This is a genomic window from Microbacterium sp. TW_SC_2, from assembly GCF_055361165.1.
This window is the reverse complement of record NZ_CM143952.1, coordinates 3,113,428-3,130,013: the sequence shown is the minus strand read 5'-3', so window position 1 is coordinate 3,130,013 and position 16,586 is coordinate 3,113,428. Positions and strand designations below refer to the sequence as shown.

Sequence of the window (16,586 nt, the reverse complement as noted above, 5' to 3'; positions counted from 1 at the left end):
TCGACCGGAGCCGGCGCTCGATGTCCTGCCGGTGTGAGAGGTTGGAGCGGTGAACACTCCTGCTCCCGCTCGCACGCTCCTCGTCGGCTCCGGAAAGCTCGCACGACGCCTGGCGCCGCTGCTGCGCGCGGACGGCGGCGAGGTCTTCGCGCTCCGCCGCAGCGACAGCGACCTGCCCGAGGGCGTCGTGGGCATCCGCGCCGATCTCGCCCTGCCCCTCGCCGAACCGCTCCCGGCGGTCGACGCCCTGGTGGTGACGCTGCCGCCGAGCGACCCCGGATACCGCACGATGCTGGCGCACGTGGCCGCGGCGCTCCCGTCTCTCCCGGCACGCACGGTGTTCGTGTCATCGACCGGGGTGTTCGAGGCGGGACCGTTCGACCGCCCCCTCACGGAAGACGATGTGCCGGTGCCGGGCAGCGACCGTTCGCAGGGCCTGCGCGACGGCGAACTCGCGGCGCAGGAGCTGTTCGACGCCGTCATCGTGCGTCCCGCGGGCATCTACGGTCCCGGCCGCGAGTTCCTGCTGCGCCAGGTGCGTGAGCACGCCGTCGTGAATCATCGACGACGGACGAACCGGATCCACGAGGTCGATCTCGTCCGCGCGATCGACGTGCTGCTGCGGATGCCGGAGCCTCCGGCGCTCGTGCACGCGGTCGATGCCGCCCCCGCTCCGCTCGGCGAGGTCGTGCGCTTCGTGGCCCGCGAACTCGGGCTGGATGTGCCCCCGGACGACGCGTCGGCCGGGGAGAGCGGCACCGTGCTCGACGGGACGCTGCTGCGGTCGGTGCTCGGCGAACTGACGTATCCGACCTACGCCGAGGGCTACGCGGAGATGATCGCCGAGATCCGCTGACTCTCTCTGCGCCGACGCGAGATGTCCCCCGCGCGGGGGATGCGTGTCCTCCTACCCGGGCGTAGCGTCGGTGCCATGAGCGGATCCGAAGAAGGAACGGGCGCCGAAGACGGACCCGAGAAGAAGCCGGGCTACGGGGTCGCGATCGGCATCGCACTCGGGCTGCCGATCGGGGCCGGCATGGGAATGATCCTGTTCGACAACATCGCCATCGGCGCGGGGTTCGGGGTGGCGATCGGCCTCTGCATCGGGGCGGCGCTCGAGTCCTCGCGCTCGTCGGGCACGGACCCCGGAGCGAGGTAGACGGGAGTCCCGCGCGGCTGCCGCCGGGTCACAGGGCAGGATCGAGCCGCGCCAGCGCGGCATCCATCTCCTCCGCCATGTGCGCGTATCCGCGGTCGGAGGGGTGGATGCCGTCGGACGCCATCCAGCTCTCCTCGGCGCCGGCGTAGTGGCCGTCGAGCCACCGGCTCGCCCCGGGGATCCAGTCCGCGTCGATGTCGGCCGCGGCCTCCTCGACCCAGCCGATGATCGTGTCGACCGACTCGGGCCGCTCCTCGGTGTACCAGAACGGCTCGACCACGATGATGCGGGCCTCGGGAAGTGCCTCGCGCAGGCGGGTCAGGTCGTCGCCGATGGTCGCCTGGATGAGGTCGGCGCGACTCGCGAAGCTGAAGTTGTCGTTCAGCCCCATCGTGACGAAGACGATCTCCGGCTCTTGCTCGATGATGAGCGCGGGCAGGTCGTTCTCCCCGAAGTCCGCACGGTGGTTGACGAACCCGAGCCCGTTGACGCTCGGGTTGAACTCGTTCCAGCCGCGGTCCTCGCTGATGACGCTCGACCAGCGCAGGGACGGGTCGCTCGCCCCGGTCCCGAGTGTGTACGAGTCGCCGTAGAACCCGACGAGGGGACCGTCGGCGGTCGGCGCGGCAGTGACATCGGGTGCCGGCGAGGCGGCAGGCGCGCAGGCCGTGAGGCCCAGGGCGAGGACGACCACGGAGGCGAGTGATCGGAGACGGCGCATGTCTTCTGTTCGGCGCCGGCCCCGGGACGGATGGGGCGAGGGGCCGGACCTGGCCCGATCAGGCGGGGGCGAAGGGCCCCCGGGCTCCGAACACGCGGTCGGCGAAGCGCTCGCCGATGAGGCGATGGGCCTCGGTGCTCGGATGCAGTCCGTCGGGCAGCGGGAAGGTCTCCGCGTCTGCCGCTCCGTAGAGGTCCCGCCCGTCGAGGTGGTGCAGGTGCGGGTCGTCGCGGCGGGACTCGGCGACCTGCGCCAGGGCGTCGCGGATGACCTGCAGGGTCAGCCGTCCCTGCGCGGTGTCACCGGGAGTCCCGGTGGCGATGAACTGCATGACGTCGGCGCCGAACGTGGCGGGGTCGATGGCGCCGGGGCCGGGGGTGTCCTCGTGTATCCCGCAGTACAACGGCGAGATCAGCAGGAGCGGCGTCGTGGGGTGACCGTCGCGGATGGTGTCGAGGAACCCGCGGATCGCGGGGATGAAGCTGCGCAGGCGCATGGCGTCGAGGTTGACGACGTTGATGCCGAGCTTGAGGCTGATGAGGTCGGCGGGGGTGTCGCGGATGAGCCGGGCGAGGAAGGGGTCGACGAGGGCGCTGCCTCCGAAGCCGAGGTTGTGCAGCCGAGCGCCGGTGCGGCGGGCGGCGACGACCGGCCAGATGCCGGTGGGATGCGTCGCGTTCGAGCCGTGGCTGATGGAGCTGCCGTGGTGCACCCAGAGAGGACCGGCCTGCGGTGCGGGGGCGATGGCGGCATCCGAGCGGATCTCCCCCAGGTCGACGGCCTCGTTGTGGGGAAGCCAGAACTCCACGGTCGTGCGGCCGGAGGGGAGTCCGTCGACGACGACCCGATCGGGAGCGCCGGCGATGAGGGAGCGCGCCCCGGTCGCGGGGTCGAGCTCGATCGCGTCGCCCTCGGTCAGGGGATGGGTGTGGACGAGCGTGCCGTCGATCACGACGTCCACGGCTCCCCGCGCACGCTTCATGCCCCGATAGGTCACGCGCGTGGCATGCAGATCGAGCTCGATCCGCCGGGCGTCGGTCACCAGCGCGATGCGGGCGCCGGAGGGCTGCGCCTCCATGAGGGTGAGCTGCGGATCGGCGTCGCGCTCGCGCACCGCCCGCGGCAGGCGGTGGGGTCGCAGCCCGCGATCCACGGATTCCCCCTCGAGGACGCCGTGCAGGAGCTCGCGGCTGACGGGGGTGGTGATCATGTCGTCGTCCTTCCGCGGGCCTGCCCGCGTGTGTTCCAGGTGGTCAGGAGGAAGTGCAGGGAATCGAGGAGTTCGCCCCAGGAGTCCTCGGCGGGCGGCGCGCTGTGGGCGAAGTTGCCGAGACGCTCGAGTGTCAGGAAGCCGTTCAGGGCACCGCCCACGATGCGGATCGCGTGCGTGCGATCGGCGGCCGCGATGTCGTAGCCGAGAAGCACGGCATCCGTCAGTCGCACCACGCGCCGCGCAGCCGGGGATGCCACGGCATCCGGCCCCGCCGTGCGCTGCAGGGCCTCCCAGAGGCCCGGGTGCTCCTGCACCATCGTCCGATGCGCGGCCGCGAAGCCGTCGAGGGCGTCGCGGGCGGAGCGGCCGGCGATCGCTTCGGTGATGAGGTCGGACAGCGTGTCGAGGGCGACCACCGTGACGCCGTCGCGCAGCGCTGCGATGTCGCGCACGTGCGTGTAGAGACTCGGCGTCTGCACGCCGAGGGACCGTGCCACGGCGGCGAGAGTCACGGCGGCGAGACCGTCGGCGTCGGCGAGGGAGGCCGCGCGCTCGACGACCGCGGCCGGGGTGAGCGCTGTCTTCGTCATGCCGCCAGCCTAATGCCATGAGGTTATTACCTATGCGCATAATGGCGATCTGGACCCCTCGGCACCGGGAGATACCCGAGAGCTGAGCGGGTCGACGGAGGGCATTCCTTACGCCCCCAGGCGAAATGCCGCGCGATCGAACACCAGGAGGGAGCATCCAGCGGAGATCGCGGTCTGAGCCCGAATTCGCAGACGGGGATCGATCCGCGTGCCACTCTCATCTCAGCTCTCGGGCATTCCCCGACGGTAGGGCCCCCTGTTCGGGGGGTGCGGGACCTAGGTCCCGCGGTGCGCGGCGGCGTGGCGCTCGACGGCGCAGGACCTTCGCCCTGCGCCGGGCGGGTGCGCGGCGACATGCTGGACGGCATGGTCATCGACTCCGTGGAGACACCCGCATCGCGCATCTACGAGGTGCGTGCTCGCGTCGACGCGCGCGGCCGAGCGGTGGTGCACCTCGGCACCGAGACGGTCGCCTTCGACGCGAGCTGGGCCGCGAAGGCGCCGTCGGGGCTCCCCGGGCCGGCCGAGCTGCTGGCGTCCGCCTTCGCGGCGTGCCTGCTGAAGAACGTCGAGCGGTCTGCCCAACTCATGCCCTTCCGCTATCAGGAGGCCGATGTCGATGTCACCGCGCACCGGCAGGACCTGCCACCGCGGTTCATCCGGCTCGAGTACCGACTGCACCTGGTCACGGACGAGCCGGAGCGGCGCGTGCGCCTGCTGCACGAGAACCTCCGCAGGTTCGGCACCGTCTACAACACGCTCGCGGTCGCGTGCGAGATCGACGGGGCCGTCACCACCACGCCGCCCGTCTAGGCGGCGCCGTGCGCCACGGCATCAGTGCGCGTCCACGGCGAGGGGCCAGCAGATCTGCGTCTGCCACCGGGCCGGGTCGGGTTCGGCTTCCGGATCCGTCAGGTAGCTCTCCCACATCACCGCACCCGGCGTCAGGGCCGATGTCGTGAAGTAGTGCTCCACCTCGGAGTACGTGCTCTCCATGCTGTCGTACGGTCCGACATGGACGGCGGCGACGCCCCTGCCGCCGGGGAGGACGCCGGGCACGACGCGTCCGGCCGGGGCGAACGCCGCGGCCACCGGGTACCCCGCCTCGACGTCCACGGTCTCGGTCGGCGGCCCGTAGTACTTGCCGTACGGCGGGCCGACGGGATGCAGCCCCTGGGCCTGGATCGCCGCCAGCGTCTCCGCGAACGCGCGGGAGAAGAACGCGGTCAGCTCCGTCATCGGCACCCGTTCCCGCACCCCGGCGGTCGGCTGCTCCCGGAAATCGGTGATCTGGATGCTCGTCATGACGACACTTTGATGGGCGCGGCACGCCGGGTGTAGGGGCGAACGTCCCTCCGGCTCGCTACTCGGCGCTGAGAAACGGGGGCGCTGCGAAAACGACGGCGCTGCGGGACTTAGGCCTCTGCCGCCCGGGCGCGATCGGCGCGATGCTGGGGCCCTGTCCTTCCCGCCCCGGCGGTGGGAGTGTGGGGACGAGGTGAGAGGGCAACGATCATGCAGGAGAGCATCCTCGTCGGAGTGACCGACAGCTCGGCATCGCACAGGGCGGTCGACTGGGCATCCCATCGTGCACGGGAACGCAGCAGCAGGATCGAGATGATCTCCGTCGTCGGCGGAGCCGTCGGCACCGTGGGGGAAGGGGCGATCATCGACGACGCCGTCGCCCGGACCCAGGCGCTGCTCGATCGAGAGGCCGAGCGCGCCCGCGCGTACGGCGTGCCGGTGGAGAACCGCATCGACCGCGGCGACCCCGTGCGGAAACTGATCGACGCATCCATGGTGTTCGATCTGCTCGTGATCGGGAGCGACTATCGCGGAGCCTCCGACGGGCCGCGCCGTGGCCCGCACGGCATCCGCATCGTCGCCGGCGCGCACTGTCCGGTCGCCGTCGTGCCGGACATCGATCTCACCGGTCGCCGGGGCATCGTGGTCGGCGTGGACGACTCGCCGAGTTCGGAGCGCGCCGTCGAGTTCGCCGCCGCGGAGGCCGACCGTCTGGGCGAGCCGCTCACGGCCGTCACCACCTGGTCGCCGGTGCCGGTGCCCTTCGACATGCACGCCTATCCCGAGGAGTACCTCTCCGCGATGCAGAAGCTGTCGGAGGAGACGCTCGCCATCTCGCTCGCCGGGCTCCGCCGCGACTACCCCGACGTGGTCGTGACGCCGGTGATCGAGCGCGGTCGCCCGGAGACGACGATCAATCGGCTCGCCGCGGAGGCCCGCCTCGCCGTCATCGGGTCGAACGGCAAAGGCGCGATCGCGCGTTTCCTGCTCGGATCGACGAGCCGCGAGGTGCTCGCGCGCATGGCGACGGCCACCGTGGTCATCCGCTGATCCGGCACGCCGCGGCATCCGGTCAGACGCCGAGGGCCTCGAGAACGTGGAAGGTGACGTAGACCGGCCACACGGCCGCCTGCAGGAGCCCGAGGACCAAGGCGCCGAAGGCGCCGTCGGAGCGCGAGAGGAAGTAGATGGCGGCGCCGATGTAGGCGAGGAGGAAGAAGAAGCCCCACGGCCCCGCCTTCTCCACCACTCGGATGCTGCTGCGCTCGTCGCCCATGATGCCCCCTCCGGTCTCTGCGCCTGAGCATCACTCCGATCCGTCGCGGTACGCGGGCCGAAAGTCCCTCCGTCCGTGGTCTCGGCGAGACGGCGCGGGACCTCCGGCCCTACAGCGGGTTCGGGCTGCCACGCAGACTGCTCGCAGGTCCACCACGCCAGGAAGAGGTCATGCCATGAACACATCACGCACCGCCCGGCGATTCGCCGTGGCGCTGTCGCTGGGAATCGCCGTCCTCGGTGCGGGGGTGGGCGCGAGCGCTGCGCCCCCGGACCCGATCGCCACGACGTCGAGCGCGCCGATGGCGACGGACGATCGGGAGGGGCCGCAGTTCTACAGCGGCGTCTCGATCGACGTGTCGGGAACCATCGACGGCGACGTCTACGCCTCGGGTCAAAGCATCACCATCAGCGGGGACGTGACGGGCGATGTGATCGCCGCCGCCCAGACCATCACGGTCACCGGGACCGTCGACGGCAGCATCCGGCTCGCCGGCCAGTCGGTCACGATCGGCGGTGAGGTCTCCGGCAGCGGCACGATCTTCGCCGCCGACGTCACGGTCGCCGACACGGCATCCTTCGGAGACGATCTCGTCGGCGGCTCCGGCACCATGGACATCGCAGGCGACGTGGGGCGCGATCTCGTGGTGAGCGTCGGCACCCTCCGCATCGACGGCACGGTCGGCGGTGACGTGACCTACGTCAGCGACAACGAGGCCCGCATCTCCGAGGGAGCGGTGAGCGGAACGGTCGATCGCATCCGGTCCGCACCGCAGCCGAGGATGGAGATCTCCCCGTGGGGCGTGATCGTCGGATGGCTGCTCGGGCTCGTGTACGCGCTGGTCGCGCTCAGCATCGTCACGGTGCTCACGGCCCTGCTCGTCCCGCGCTGGCTGCGACGGGTCACGGATCACCTGATGCCGTCGCCGTGGAAGGGGCTGCTGGTCGGGTTCGTCGCCGCCGTCGCCGTGCCGTTCGTGCTGCTGACGCTGCTCATCACGATCGTCGGGGCTCCGATCGCTCTCGCCCTCGGGACGATCTGGTTCGTGATGACCCTCGCGACCTTCCCGTACGTCGCTCACTACCTCGGGCGACTGCTCTTCCGGGGCAACGGCCGGCCGGTGGTCGAATCCCTGGTCGGCGGGCTCATCCTGATCACGGCGCTGCAGATTCCGTGGCTCAACATCGTGGTGTGGCTCGCGATGGTGTTCTTCGGACTCGGCGCTCAGCTCCTCGAGATCCACCGGCAGCGGCCGTGGAAGATCGAGCGGCACACGGGGTCGGAGCCGGCGGCACCCGTCGCGGAGACGGCACCTGTCGCGGAGCCTGCATCGACACCTCCGATGTGACGGACAGTACGGTGGCGCCGGCGATGATCGTCGGCGCCACCGGCGTGCTCGGCGCAGGGTGCGTAGGAGTGGTGCGCTCAGGGCTGGTCGGGATGCTCCGGGCCCAGTGTCGACGGCGAGGGGGCGCCGGCCGCCTCGCCCTTGAGCTCGACGAGGATCGTGTGCGTCGGCGTCGTCCCGGTGTTCTCGCCCGCGTGGCGCTGCGCCGGAATCCACACGGCCTGCCCGGCGGGGAGCTTCGTGTCGAAGGTGCGCTCCCCGGCGCTCAGCCGACGGGAGAAGCCGGTGAGCGTGACCATGACGCTGTTCGGATGGTCGTGCGGCGTGGTCTGATCGCCCGGCGCATCGGTGTATTCGAGCACGCGGACGTGCTCGTTCTCCCAGAGCGTGCGGTAGTGGTCAGGGTTCGTCAGCGTGGGATCGTCGGTGATCATGCGGCGCACCCTATGCCCGGGCATCCGGTGCGCCCGGGACCTAGGTCCCGGGCGGTGGCGCCACGCCGGTGTCGCTTCGCGAGCTGTCGATGCACACCTGTATGTCGTTCCACACCGTCGTCAGGGCATCCTCGAGGGAGAGGTCGGAGGACCCTTCCAGCCATCGGTCCATCGCGAGGTCGAAACAGGTCACGGCGAGCGCCGCCGACGTGTGCGCGTGGCGAGGTTCGACACCGCGTCGGGTCAGGGACTGTTCGATGGCGAGCGCGAGGTGGTGGCTGCGGAGAAGGTCACGCTCGTGCAGTGCCGGTTCGCTGTGAATGATGCTGCGCCGACGCGCGATCTGTTCTCGCCAGCCCTGGATGCCTCGGCATGCGGCCGCGAGGCCTGCGCGCACGGTGGCGGTCCCGTCGTATTCCTGCGGGATGGACGCCATGAACTCGCTCACCGCCTGGGGAAACTCCCGATCTCGGAGGAACAGCACATCTCGCTTGTCGGAGAAGTGGCGGAAGAACGTCCGTGTGGTGAGCCCCGCCGCCTCGGCGATCTGGGGAACCGTGGTGCCCGCGTATCCCTGGTCCGCGAACAGGGTCATCGCGGCAGCTTCCAACCGCAGTGCAGCATCCGGCGACCAACGAGGCATGGAACCAATGATGACACGAACTGTCGTAAGATGAATCTGATGACACGAGATGTCATCAGATTCGGAGAACGAACGAGAATGAGCGACAACACCGGGGCGTGGATCGATTCCCCCTATGCGGACCTGACGATTCGCGAGGCTCCGATGCCGGAGCCGGGGCCGGGCCAGGTGTTGCTCGAGGTGCGCGCGGTGGCGGTGAATCCGCTCGATGCGATCATCCAGTCCAACGGCACGGTCATGTACGGGTGGTTGCGCTACCCGGTCATCCTCGGGGAGGACGTCGCGGGTGTCGTCGTCGAAACCGGTGTCGGCGTGGACGACTTCGTCATCGGAGACCGCGTGGTCGCGTACGCGATGGGCCTGGAGAAGGGCCGGGACCCCGTCTCGGAGAGCGGGTTCCAGGCCTACGTCGTGGTCGATGCGGGTCTGGCCGCCCTCCTGCCGGCCGCGACCGCCTTCGAGGATGCCGTCGTGCTGCCGCTGGCGCTGTCCACCGCGGCCGCCGGCCTGTTCGAGAAGGACCAACTGGGACTGGACCACTCCCGTCTCGGAAACGCGGCCGCCCGCGATGAGGTCGTCGTGATCTGGGGCGGCGCGACCGCCGTCGGAGGCAACGCGATCCAACTCGCCCGAGCAGCCGGCTATCGGGTGATCACGACAGCCTCTGCGAAGAACCACGAACGGATGAGGCGGCTGGGAGCAGAAGCCGTCTTCGACTACCGAGACCCGGAAGCCGCGGATCAGATCATCGACGAGGTCGGGGGCGCCGCGGTGGCGGGCATCCTCGCCGTCGCGGTGGGTTCGGCCGAGGCCTGCCTCCGGATCGCGCGCGCAACCGGTGCCACGCGGATCGCGATGGCGAGCCCTCCCGTCTCGTTCTACGAGCAACCCCGCCGTCGCGGCCTCTCCCTCGCCCGCGTCCGCCTCTTCCTGACGCTCGGAACGCGAACGGCGCTCCTGCAGGTGCGCAGCCGCTCCCGCGGGATCAGAGCATCGTTCATCTGGGGGAGCGCCATCGCCGCGTCGCCCGTGGGTCCGGCCCTCTGGGGCGGATATCTCCCCGCCGCTCTGGCCTCGGGCAGGCACCACCTCTACCCCGAAGCCCACATCGCAGGACACGGCCTTCCCGCGATCCAGGAGGCCATCGACACCCTTCGCCGCGGTGTATCGGCACGGAAGCTCGTCGTCACTCTCGACCGCACACCGACGGAACCATGATCGATCCGGGAGGAGGCGTCCGACCGCAGCGCGGTGGACGTCACACGTGGAGGGGCTGACGGGAATCGAACCCGCGCTATCTGCTTGGGAAGCAGAAGTTCTGCCATTGAACTACAGCCCCGTACCTGCATCCGAAGAGCAGGTATCGGCCAGCCTACCCGCCGGATGCGTGAAGGCCAAAGTGTCGGATGCCCCGGGCAACTAGGCTGGGGCCGTGCTTCTCAGTGATCGCGACATCAAGGCAGAACTCGCATCGGGCCGCATCGGCCTCGACCCCCGCGAGCCGGAGATGATCCAGCCGTCGAGCATCGACGTGCGTCTCGACCGGTACTTCCGGCTGTTCGACAACCACAAGTACCCGTTCATCGATCCCTCCGAGGATCAGCCGGAGCTCACCCGGCTCATCGAGGTCGACCCCGACGAGCCGTTCATCCTGCACCCCGGCGAGTTCGCGCTCGGTGCGACCTACGAGCAGGTCACCCTGCCCGATGACGTCGCCGCGCGTCTGGAGGGCAAGTCCTCGCTCGGACGCCTGGGACTCATCACGCACTCCACCGCCGGGTTCATCGACCCCGGCTTCACGGGCCACGTGACGCTGGAGCTGGCGAACGTCGCGACCCTCCCGATCAAGCTCTGGCCGGGCATGAAGATCGGTCAGCTCTGCTTCTTCCGCCTGACCTCACCGGCGGAGAACCCCTACGGCTCGGGCCCCTACGGCAACCGCTACCAGGGTCAGCGCGGCCCGACGGCCTCCCGGTCGTTCCAGAATTTCCATCGGACCGACGTCGGCGTGACCGACATCGGCGCAGTCGGAGGCTGACATGAGTGATGACAGCATGAACCCGCAGAATCCGCCGGCAGATGCTGTCGTCCCCGCCCCGCCGGAGACTCCGGTCCCGGACGGCGCGCTCGCGCCCGAGCCCGTGATCCCTCCGTCGTCCGCGGTGATCCCACCGCCCCCGGCGGACATCCCCTCGGCGGATGCCGTGATCCCGCCCCCTCCGCCCGAGGCCATGATGCCCTCGTCGCGCAGCGCTCGCCGCAAGCCGGCCATCCTCGAGGGCGATCAGCCGTCCGCCGTCGCCGACGACTGGGCGAAGCCCTCGGTCGCGCCCGAGGTGCCGACGACCGGCGCGTATCGCGGCATCAGCGCCGCGATCTTCGTGTTCCTGCTCCTGTTGCTGGCGGCGGCGGTCGCCCTGGCCATCTACCTCGCCACGACGACGAGCTTCCCGTTCGCTGCCGCGGCGCCGGGGTTCAGCGACGCCGCGACCCTGCTGCTCCCGACGCTCCGGTCGTGAGCGAAGGGCTCATCGCGCGGGATCCCGCGCTCGCGCGGACCTCGGATCAGATGCCAGGCCCGGATGATCGGCCGGCATGGGCACTGCGCCCGAGCGTGCGCGATGACGCGACGTGGATCGCGGAACTGCGCGCCGTCGTGCTGCGGGACGACCTGGAGCGCCTCGGCCGCTACGACAGCACGCGCGTGCGGCGGCGGTTCCTCGACGCGTTCGATCCCGCGCACACGCGCATCATCGTGGTCGACGGAGCGGATGCCGGGTGCATCGCGGTGCGCCCGGACGGTGCGGACACGCACTGGATCGAGCATTTCTACCTCGATCCGGCGCTGCAGGGGCGGGGGATCGGCGGCGCGGTGCTGCAGCGGGCGCTGGATGCCGGCGCGGATCGGATCCACCGGCTCAACGTGCTGCAGGGGAGTCCCGCGCTACGTCTCTATGAGCGGGCGGGGTTCGTCGTGGACAGCGAGGATGCGGTCGACGTCTTCATGACCCGCTCGCCGCGCTGACCCCGGCGCTCGGCTGACCCCCGTGCCCCTGCGGACCCCGGTGCTCGGCTGGCGCCGGGGCTCGCGTGACAGGACGAAGGGACGGATGCCGGAGCATCCGTCCCTTCGTGCGAATCGGTCCGGGGATCAGGCCGCGCGGCCGCGCTGGAACCCGGCGTCGAAGCCGCGCTCGAAGGCGCGCTGCGCGTGACGCCCCGCGCCTCGCGGGTGGTGGCCGTGTCCGTGGTCGCCGCGATCGTGACGGTGGTGACCGTGGCCGTGGCCGTGGCCGTGGCCGTGGCCGTGGTCGCCGAGCTCGTGGCCGGGACCGTCGCCATGACGCGGGCCGAAGCCCTCGTGGTGGCCGGACTCGGCGTCGAGGTCGCCGTCGTGGCGCGGGCCGTGCCCGAATCCGCGACCGAAGCCGCGCGGAGATCCGTGCCCGAACCCGCGACCGGGTCGGCCGAATCCGCGACGGCGTCCGCGGGGGAGAGGGGTGTCCTCGTCCCAGCCGAACGCGCGGGCGATCTTCTCGAGTGCGGCGAGGGTGGTGGCCAGTTCCTCCGCGGAGACCGCGTCGGTGACCTTCGCGCGGATGCGCTCGACGATCGCGCCGAGGCGATCCTTGGCGGCGCGGCCGTCGTCGGTCAGGGCCCAGCCCTCGCCCTCGGGGGCGATCCAGCCGCGCTCGGCGAGCCCGTGCAGCTTGTGCGCGGGCAGCGGGCGAGGTGCGTCGACGGTGCCGTCGACGATGGAGAGGAGGCGCCAGTCGCGGCGACTCGCGTGCTCGCTCTCGAAGGCGGTGGCGAACTCGGCGGCCAGGAGCCGGTCGGTCGCCTTCAGCCAGTATCCGAGCGGGCGGGCGCTGTGGTCGGGGGTGGTGTCAGGGGTGTCGTTGTCAGGGGTGTCGTTGTCAGAGGTGTTCATGGAAGATCCTTCAGTGTCAGGGGGTATCGCATGTCGGAGGACATGTGCATGTCATGTGGCATGTACATGTAGTGTGACATGAAGTGCGGATGCATGTCAAGACGCATGTAAAATCATGCTGTGACCCCTGACGAGATCGATCCGGCCGAGGCCATCGCCCATGCGCTCTCCCGACTGCGCGGACGCCGCCCGGGCGAGCGTGGCCCCGGCTCCGGACGCGGGGGAGCGCACGGTTGGCACGGCGAGGGGCACGAGCACGGCCACCCGCACGGCGAACCGTTCGGACACCGCGGGCGACCCGCGGGACCGCCCTGGATGACCGATCCCTCCGCGCGACTCGGGGGTCCGGCGCGGATGCGGATGCTCGAGGCGCTCGCCGCGGCATCCGCCCCTCTCAGCGTCAGCGCCCTCGGCGAGGCGATCGGCGTCGACCAGCCCCGTGCCTCACGTCTCGTGCAGCAGGGCGTCGATCACGGTCTCGTGCGTCGGGAGGCCGACCCCGACGACGCGCGCCGCACGCGCATCGCGCTGACCGAGGAGGGGCGGCGCCTGGCCCGCGGCGTGCGGGGCGAGCGGCGCGAGCACCTCGGACGGGCGCTGGAGTCGTTCACCGAAGCGGAGCGCCTCGAGCTCGCCCGACTGCTGAACAAACTCGCCGACAACTGGCAGCACTGAGCGGCAACCGGCGTCGGTGCGGCATCCTCGCCCTGGCTGGCCTCAGACCCGTCGCGGTGCCCTGACCGGAAGCAGCAGCAGGAAGCCGAGGATCAGCACCAGCATGATGCCCAGGATGCCGAAGGCGGTCTGGCCGGTCAGCACGATCAGCACGGTCCAGGCGCCGGATGCCATCCAGCTCGCCGCGCGCCCGGTCGTGGCATAGAGGCCGAAGATCTCGCCCTCGCGACCCGCCGGGGTCACCCGGGCGAGGAACGAGCGGGCCGCGGCCTGCGCCGGTCCGACGAACGCGCAGAGGATGAGGCCGCCGATCCAGAACACCATCGTTCCGCCGTCACGCAGCAGGAACACCGCGAGACCCGCGACGATCATCGCCCCGATCGAGGCGAGGATGATGCGCTTCGGCCCGAGGCGGTCGTCCAGTCTCCCGGCGATGATCGTGGAGACGCCGGCGATCAGGTTCGCGGCGATGCCGAAGATGATGATGTCCTGCGTGCCGAACGCGAACACCGCCGTGCCGATGATCGCACCGAACGCGAAGACGCCGCCGAGACCGTCGCGGAAGACCGCACTCGAGAGCAGGTACCAGAACGTCGGACGCGTCTCGGGGCTGCGGTAGAGGCCGGCGACGTCTCTCACGAGGAGGACGTACGAGCGGAAGAAGCCGACCCTGCGCTCCGGGCGGCCCAGGGAGGGCTCGGGCACGTTGAGGAAGATCGGGATGCTGAAGACGATCGTCCAGACCGCGCATCCGACCGCGATCAGGCGGTAGGCGAGGCCGTTGTCGGTCGACATGCCGAACCAGTCGAAGGCGTCGAGCACGACGACGATCACCAGTGCGATGATGCCGCCGAGATAGCCGAAGCCCCACCCGAGGCCCGAGATGCGTCCGACGTTCTTCGGCGTCGCGATCCCGATCAGCATCGCGTTGGAGTTGACCGCCGCGATCTCCTGGAACACGGTCGCCGCCGAGATCAGCGCGACACCGAGCCAGAAGAGGCTCGGCACCGGCTCGACGAACCAGAGTCCGAGCATGCAGAACACCAGGGCGCCGGTGCCGATTCCGAGCCAGAGCTTCTGTCGCCCGGCGGCATCCGCTCGTTGGCCCAGCACCGGGGCGAGCAGCAGGATGCCGAAGGCCGCGATGGTCGAACCGAGGCCGAGGGACGAGGTGAGCCCGGCGATCGCCTGCTCGTAGGCGTCGCTGTCCGGGTCGAGGGCGGCGATGTCGGCCGGCAGGAACGCGTCGGTCGTCAGGTACAGCGCCGTGAAGACGAACGTGAGGATGACGGTGTTGAAGGGCTGCGTCGCCCAGTCCCACAGCGCCCAGGAGAACACCTGCTTGCGGGGTGCGGGGGACTCTCCGCGGAGGTCGAGGCCGATCACGCCCACAGCGCCGCTGTTCGCGGTCGCGGGGGGCTCCGGAACGGCGGCGCGGGATTCGGGATCGCTCATGCTCGAAGTCTGGCCGCGTCGGGTGAACGCGGGGTGACGGCGCGCCGCGCGGGGGGTGGCGGCGGGATGCGGGTGGGGCGCCGGTCAGAGGGCGGGGCCGCGGACGATGCGGACGGGACCCCGCGCCTGCTCGATCTGCACGGGCTCGCCCTTCTGCGTGACCACGACTTCTCCGCGTGCGGCCAACTCCCCGGCGACGCGGCGGACGGCGTCCATCCGCGACCTCCACGACTCGCCGCCGATCGCGCGGGCGACGTCACTCGGGCAGATGGATGACTCGGCGCGCTTGCGGGTGAGGGCGCGCATCGCGGCGGCGGCCCGGTCGTCGAACTCGGCGTCGGACGGCTCCTCCCACCACGGCGCCCCGCGCTCGCCGAGGGCGGTCTTCGCGTCGTGCACGCGTCGCCGGGCATCGGCATCGGCGGACTTCACGGCACGCCGGGCGGCCATCAGCTCATCGACGAGCTCCTGGCGGAACTTCTCCGGGATGGCGGGATCGGTGGCACGCCAGCGCCGTCCGTTCACGACGATGTGGTGCCCGTCGGCGGTCCGTTCGGGTTCGTCGGCGTCTGTCATCCGCCCAGCATCCCGTCTCTGCACTCGCCGAGCCACCCCCTTGTGCGCGAGCCACCCCTTTGTGAACGCATTTAAAGGGGTGGCTCGCGCAAAAAGGGGTGGGTCGGCACGGGAGAGAGGAGAGAGAAGAGAGGAGAGAGAAGAGAGAAGAGAGGAGGGAGAGTCAGGGGAGGGGAGGGCGGATGGTGCGGGCGTAGTCCTCCTTCAGGACCGCGAGGTGCATCCACGCCTCCACGCGGGTCACGCCGGGCAGGGCGCGCAAGCGCTCCAGACTCTCGAACAGGGCCCCGGCGGATGATTCCACCAGCGTCGCGACGACATCGAAGCGTCCGAGCGTCCGAGCGGCGAAGTCGACGCCCCGCCCGCTGCGCAGCACCTCGATCACCGCCTCGTCGTCGTCGCCCAGCGTGATCCCGACGCCCATCGACAGCTGGCGATGAGCGAGTCCTCGGGCCTCGACCGCGCTGATCTTGATCACCCCGCCGTCGATCAGCCGCTGCACCCGCGTCGCGACCGCCGAGGGGGACAGCCGCACCTCCTCGCCCAGGGCGCGGAAGCTCTTCCGCCCGTCGGTCTGCAGCTGTTCGATGAGCGCCTCGTCGATCGCGTCGAGCGTCACGTCGCCGTGGTACTCCGACACGAAGAACCCCTTCACGACGGTCGAGTAGATGATCGTGTTGATGTCGAGGATGCCGTCGATCGCGCGGATCATCGCGAGCAGGTCGTGCAGCTCCTCCATCGATCCGAGTCGCAGCTCGGCGACGAGGTCGTGCGCGCCTCCGACGGCCGACACCAGCACGGTCTCGTTCCGGTCGCGCAGGTGCTGCGCCACGGGTTCGACGGGGCCGACCGTGCGGATCGAGACGTGCGCGAGCACATGCTGACCGAGGAACACCGGGTCGACCGCGGCGACCACCCGCACGGTGCGGTCGTCGAGCATCGACTTCAGCCGCGCCGCCACCGCGGCGCGCGACTGCCCGAGGCGGTCGGCGAGGGAGCGGATGCTGGCGCGGCCGTCCTCCTGCAGAGCGCGGATCAGATCGGCGTCGAAATCCATGGATCGTCCCCATCGGTCAGTTTCCCTGCATCGCACGCATCGATGCGTTCTTGTTCAGTCTAGGGAGCGTCTCTGCCGTGAGATAGGCCTACTTTGGTAGGGGCGGCAAGCAATACTCCAGTGAATGCTCGTTCTCACTGGAGTTCTGGCCTTGCCGAAGGTGCGCGGAGCGCCGTAGCATCCATCGCTATCCGACATCTTCC

21 protein-coding genes and 1 tRNA gene are annotated in these 16,586 nt (G+C 70.4%); 10 read left to right on the top strand and 12 right to left on the bottom strand.

Going from position 1 to position 16,586, the window contains the following annotated elements; genetic code table 11:
- Positions 1 to 49: 49 nt before the first annotated feature.
- Together ACWA14_RS15150 and ACWA14_RS15145 are read left to right on the top strand one after the other, a co-directional pair.
- Positions 50 to 856, top strand: coding sequence for a Rossmann-fold NAD(P)-binding domain-containing protein (locus ACWA14_RS15150; protein WP_463795177.1), 807 nt, complete (start codon positions 50 to 52; stop codon positions 854 to 856).
- Positions 857 to 931: 75 nt separating this feature from the next.
- Complete coding sequence (locus ACWA14_RS15145) at positions 932 to 1,159, top strand: hypothetical protein (protein ID WP_463795175.1); 228 nt, start codon at positions 932 to 934, stop codon at positions 1,157 to 1,159.
- Positions 1,160 to 1,187: 28 nt separating this feature from the next.
- Here ACWA14_RS15145 and ACWA14_RS15140 read toward each other — a convergent pair whose 3' ends face one another.
- Genes ACWA14_RS15140 through ACWA14_RS15130 form a run of 3 tightly spaced genes read right to left on the bottom strand, consistent with a single transcriptional unit; the run spans position 1,188 to position 3,683 of the window.
- Positions 1,188 to 1,880 carry an SGNH/GDSL hydrolase family protein gene (locus ACWA14_RS15140; protein WP_463795172.1) on the bottom strand — a complete coding sequence of 231 codons (693 nt, stop codon included), beginning with the start codon at positions 1,878 to 1,880 and terminating at the stop codon, positions 1,188 to 1,190.
- Between the two features lie 58 nt (positions 1,881 to 1,938).
- Positions 1,939 to 3,090 (bottom strand): GDSL-type esterase/lipase family protein, encoded by a 1,152-nt coding sequence (locus ACWA14_RS15135; RefSeq protein WP_463795170.1) that lies wholly within the window; start codon positions 3,088 to 3,090, stop codon positions 1,939 to 1,941.
- Positions 3,087 to 3,683, bottom strand: a complete 597-nt coding sequence (locus tag ACWA14_RS15130; RefSeq protein ID WP_463795168.1) for a TetR/AcrR family transcriptional regulator — start codon at positions 3,681 to 3,683, stop codon at positions 3,087 to 3,089. Before ACWA14_RS15130 ends, ACWA14_RS15135 begins: the two co-directional genes overlap by 4 nt.
- Before the next feature lie 366 nt (positions 3,684 to 4,049).
- On the opposite strand from ACWA14_RS15130, the gene ACWA14_RS15125 reads away from it, so the two are divergent.
- On the top strand, positions 4,050 to 4,496 hold the full coding sequence (locus ACWA14_RS15125; protein WP_463795166.1) for an OsmC family protein: 447 nt from the start codon (positions 4,050 to 4,052) through the stop codon (positions 4,494 to 4,496).
- A gap of 21 nt (positions 4,497 to 4,517) precedes the next feature.
- On the opposite strand, the gene ACWA14_RS15120 is transcribed toward ACWA14_RS15125, so the two are convergent.
- Entirely contained in the window at positions 4,518 to 4,988 is a 471-nt protein-coding gene (locus tag ACWA14_RS15120; RefSeq protein WP_463795164.1) for a GyrI-like domain-containing protein, read from the bottom strand.
- A 210-nt stretch (positions 4,989 to 5,198) separates the two neighbouring features.
- On the opposite strand from ACWA14_RS15120, the gene ACWA14_RS15115 reads away from it, so the two are divergent.
- Positions 5,199 to 6,038: a universal stress protein gene (locus ACWA14_RS15115; protein WP_463795162.1), complete on the top strand. Its 840-nt coding sequence runs from the start codon at positions 5,199 to 5,201 to the stop codon at positions 6,036 to 6,038.
- Between the two features lie 22 nt (positions 6,039 to 6,060).
- On the opposite strand, the gene ACWA14_RS15110 is transcribed toward ACWA14_RS15115, so the two are convergent.
- Positions 6,061 to 6,264: a hypothetical protein gene (locus ACWA14_RS15110; protein WP_463795160.1), complete on the bottom strand. Its 204-nt coding sequence runs from the start codon at positions 6,262 to 6,264 to the stop codon at positions 6,061 to 6,063.
- Positions 6,265 to 6,439: 175 nt separating this feature from the next.
- On the opposite strand from ACWA14_RS15110, the gene ACWA14_RS15105 reads away from it, so the two are divergent.
- Complete coding sequence (locus ACWA14_RS15105) at positions 6,440 to 7,612, top strand: DUF8173 domain-containing protein (protein ID WP_463795158.1); 1,173 nt, start codon at positions 6,440 to 6,442, stop codon at positions 7,610 to 7,612.
- A 77-nt stretch (positions 7,613 to 7,689) separates the two neighbouring features.
- Here the strand turns inward: ACWA14_RS15105 and ACWA14_RS15100 are convergent, their stop codons facing one another.
- Together ACWA14_RS15100 and ACWA14_RS15095 are read right to left on the bottom strand one after the other, a co-directional pair.
- The gene (locus tag ACWA14_RS15100) at positions 7,690 to 8,046 is read right to left on the bottom strand and encodes a cupin domain-containing protein (protein ID WP_463795156.1); all 357 of its coding nucleotides are present in this window, start codon (positions 8,044 to 8,046) and stop codon (positions 7,690 to 7,692) included.
- A gap of 40 nt (positions 8,047 to 8,086) precedes the next feature.
- Positions 8,087 to 8,689: a TetR/AcrR family transcriptional regulator gene (locus tag ACWA14_RS15095; protein WP_463795154.1), complete on the bottom strand. Its 603-nt coding sequence runs from the start codon at positions 8,687 to 8,689 to the stop codon at positions 8,087 to 8,089.
- A gap of 78 nt (positions 8,690 to 8,767) precedes the next feature.
- Between ACWA14_RS15095 and ACWA14_RS15090 the strand changes: the two genes are divergently transcribed.
- Positions 8,768 to 9,907 carry a zinc-binding alcohol dehydrogenase family protein gene (locus tag ACWA14_RS15090; protein WP_463795151.1) on the top strand — a complete coding sequence of 380 codons (1,140 nt, stop codon included), beginning with the start codon at positions 8,768 to 8,770 and terminating at the stop codon, positions 9,905 to 9,907.
- A 47-nt stretch (positions 9,908 to 9,954) separates the two neighbouring features.
- On the opposite strand, the gene ACWA14_RS15085 is transcribed toward ACWA14_RS15090, so the two are convergent.
- Positions 9,955 to 10,028 (bottom strand) — tRNA-Gly (locus tag ACWA14_RS15085).
- 93 nt (positions 10,029 to 10,121) lie between these two features.
- Between ACWA14_RS15085 and dcd the strand changes: the two genes are divergently transcribed.
- From dcd to ACWA14_RS15070, 3 genes are read left to right on the top strand one after another with little or no spacing between them, the layout of a single operon-like run.
- The gene (dcd, locus tag ACWA14_RS15080) at positions 10,122 to 10,727 is read left to right on the top strand and encodes a dCTP deaminase (RefSeq protein WP_463795148.1); all 606 of its coding nucleotides are present in this window, start codon (positions 10,122 to 10,124) and stop codon (positions 10,725 to 10,727) included.
- Position 10,728: 1 nt separating this feature from the next.
- On the top strand, positions 10,729 to 11,208 hold the full coding sequence (locus tag ACWA14_RS15075) for a hypothetical protein (RefSeq protein WP_463795145.1): 480 nt from the start codon (positions 10,729 to 10,731) through the stop codon (positions 11,206 to 11,208).
- A 50-nt stretch (positions 11,209 to 11,258) separates the two neighbouring features.
- The gene (locus ACWA14_RS15070) at positions 11,259 to 11,714 is read left to right on the top strand and encodes a GNAT family N-acetyltransferase (protein WP_463797454.1); all 456 of its coding nucleotides are present in this window, start codon (positions 11,259 to 11,261) and stop codon (positions 11,712 to 11,714) included.
- 126 nt (positions 11,715 to 11,840) lie between these two features.
- Here ACWA14_RS15070 and ACWA14_RS15065 read toward each other — a convergent pair whose 3' ends face one another.
- Complete coding sequence (locus ACWA14_RS15065) at positions 11,841 to 12,620, bottom strand: hypothetical protein (RefSeq protein WP_463795143.1); 780 nt, start codon at positions 12,618 to 12,620, stop codon at positions 11,841 to 11,843.
- Positions 12,621 to 12,740: 120 nt separating this feature from the next.
- Between ACWA14_RS15065 and ACWA14_RS15060 the strand changes: the two genes are divergently transcribed.
- Positions 12,741 to 13,295, top strand: a complete 555-nt coding sequence (locus ACWA14_RS15060; protein ID WP_463795139.1) for a MarR family winged helix-turn-helix transcriptional regulator — start codon at positions 12,741 to 12,743, stop codon at positions 13,293 to 13,295.
- Between the two features lie 42 nt (positions 13,296 to 13,337).
- On the opposite strand, the gene ACWA14_RS15055 is transcribed toward ACWA14_RS15060, so the two are convergent.
- The 3 genes from ACWA14_RS15055 to ACWA14_RS15045 all read right to left on the bottom strand — a co-directional run bounded on the left by ACWA14_RS15055 (position 13,338) and on the right by ACWA14_RS15045 (position 16,383).
- On the bottom strand, positions 13,338 to 14,750 hold the full coding sequence (locus tag ACWA14_RS15055) for an MFS transporter (protein WP_463795138.1): 1,413 nt from the start codon (positions 14,748 to 14,750) through the stop codon (positions 13,338 to 13,340).
- 84 nt (positions 14,751 to 14,834) lie between these two features.
- A complete protein-coding gene (locus tag ACWA14_RS15050; protein ID WP_463795136.1) occupies positions 14,835 to 15,326 on the bottom strand; it encodes a DUF3253 domain-containing protein in 492 nt (163 codons plus the stop codon).
- Positions 15,327 to 15,489: 163 nt separating this feature from the next.
- Positions 15,490 to 16,383: an Lrp/AsnC family transcriptional regulator gene (locus tag ACWA14_RS15045; protein ID WP_463795134.1), complete on the bottom strand. Its 894-nt coding sequence runs from the start codon at positions 16,381 to 16,383 to the stop codon at positions 15,490 to 15,492.
- Positions 16,384 to 16,586: the final 203 nt, after the last annotated feature.

What these genes read in the sequence shown, in the direction of transcription:
- ACWA14_RS15145 (WP_463795175.1), top strand. Translation starts at nt 932, where the DNA reads ATGAGCGGATCCGAAGAAGGAACGGGCGCCGAAGACGGACCCGAGAAG.
- ACWA14_RS15140 (WP_463795172.1), bottom strand. Translation starts at nt 1,880, where the DNA reads ATGCGCCGTCTCCGATCACTCGCCTCCGTGGTCGTCCTCGCCCTGGGC.
- ACWA14_RS15135 (WP_463795170.1), bottom strand. Translation starts at nt 3,090, where the DNA reads ATGATCACCACCCCCGTCAGCCGCGAGCTCCTGCACGGCGTCCTCGAG.
- ACWA14_RS15130 (WP_463795168.1), bottom strand. Translation starts at nt 3,683, where the DNA reads ATGACGAAGACAGCGCTCACCCCGGCCGCGGTCGTCGAGCGCGCGGCC.
- ACWA14_RS15125 (WP_463795166.1), top strand. Translation starts at nt 4,050, where the DNA reads ATGGTCATCGACTCCGTGGAGACACCCGCATCGCGCATCTACGAGGTG.
- ACWA14_RS15120 (WP_463795164.1), bottom strand. Translation starts at nt 4,988, where the DNA reads ATGACGAGCATCCAGATCACCGATTTCCGGGAGCAGCCGACCGCCGGG.
- ACWA14_RS15115 (WP_463795162.1), top strand. Translation starts at nt 5,199, where the DNA reads ATGCAGGAGAGCATCCTCGTCGGAGTGACCGACAGCTCGGCATCGCAC.
- ACWA14_RS15110 (WP_463795160.1), bottom strand. Translation starts at nt 6,264, where the DNA reads ATGGGCGACGAGCGCAGCAGCATCCGAGTGGTGGAGAAGGCGGGGCCG.
- ACWA14_RS15105 (WP_463795158.1), top strand. Translation starts at nt 6,440, where the DNA reads ATGAACACATCACGCACCGCCCGGCGATTCGCCGTGGCGCTGTCGCTG.
- ACWA14_RS15100 (WP_463795156.1), bottom strand. Translation starts at nt 8,046, where the DNA reads ATGATCACCGACGATCCCACGCTGACGAACCCTGACCACTACCGCACG.
- ACWA14_RS15095 (WP_463795154.1), bottom strand. Translation starts at nt 8,689, where the DNA reads ATGCCTCGTTGGTCGCCGGATGCTGCACTGCGGTTGGAAGCTGCCGCG.
- ACWA14_RS15090 (WP_463795151.1), top strand. Translation starts at nt 8,768, where the DNA reads ATGAGCGACAACACCGGGGCGTGGATCGATTCCCCCTATGCGGACCTG.
- ACWA14_RS15075 (WP_463795145.1), top strand. Translation starts at nt 10,729, where the DNA reads ATGAGTGATGACAGCATGAACCCGCAGAATCCGCCGGCAGATGCTGTC.
- ACWA14_RS15070 (WP_463797454.1), top strand. Translation starts at nt 11,259, where the DNA reads ATGCCAGGCCCGGATGATCGGCCGGCATGGGCACTGCGCCCGAGCGTG.
- ACWA14_RS15065 (WP_463795143.1), bottom strand. Translation starts at nt 12,620, where the DNA reads ATGAACACCTCTGACAACGACACCCCTGACAACGACACCCCTGACACC.
- ACWA14_RS15055 (WP_463795138.1), bottom strand. Translation starts at nt 14,750, where the DNA reads ATGAGCGATCCCGAATCCCGCGCCGCCGTTCCGGAGCCCCCCGCGACC.
- ACWA14_RS15050 (WP_463795136.1), bottom strand. Translation starts at nt 15,326, where the DNA reads ATGACAGACGCCGACGAACCCGAACGGACCGCCGACGGGCACCACATC.
- ACWA14_RS15045 (WP_463795134.1), bottom strand. Translation starts at nt 16,383, where the DNA reads ATGGATTTCGACGCCGATCTGATCCGCGCTCTGCAGGAGGACGGCCGC.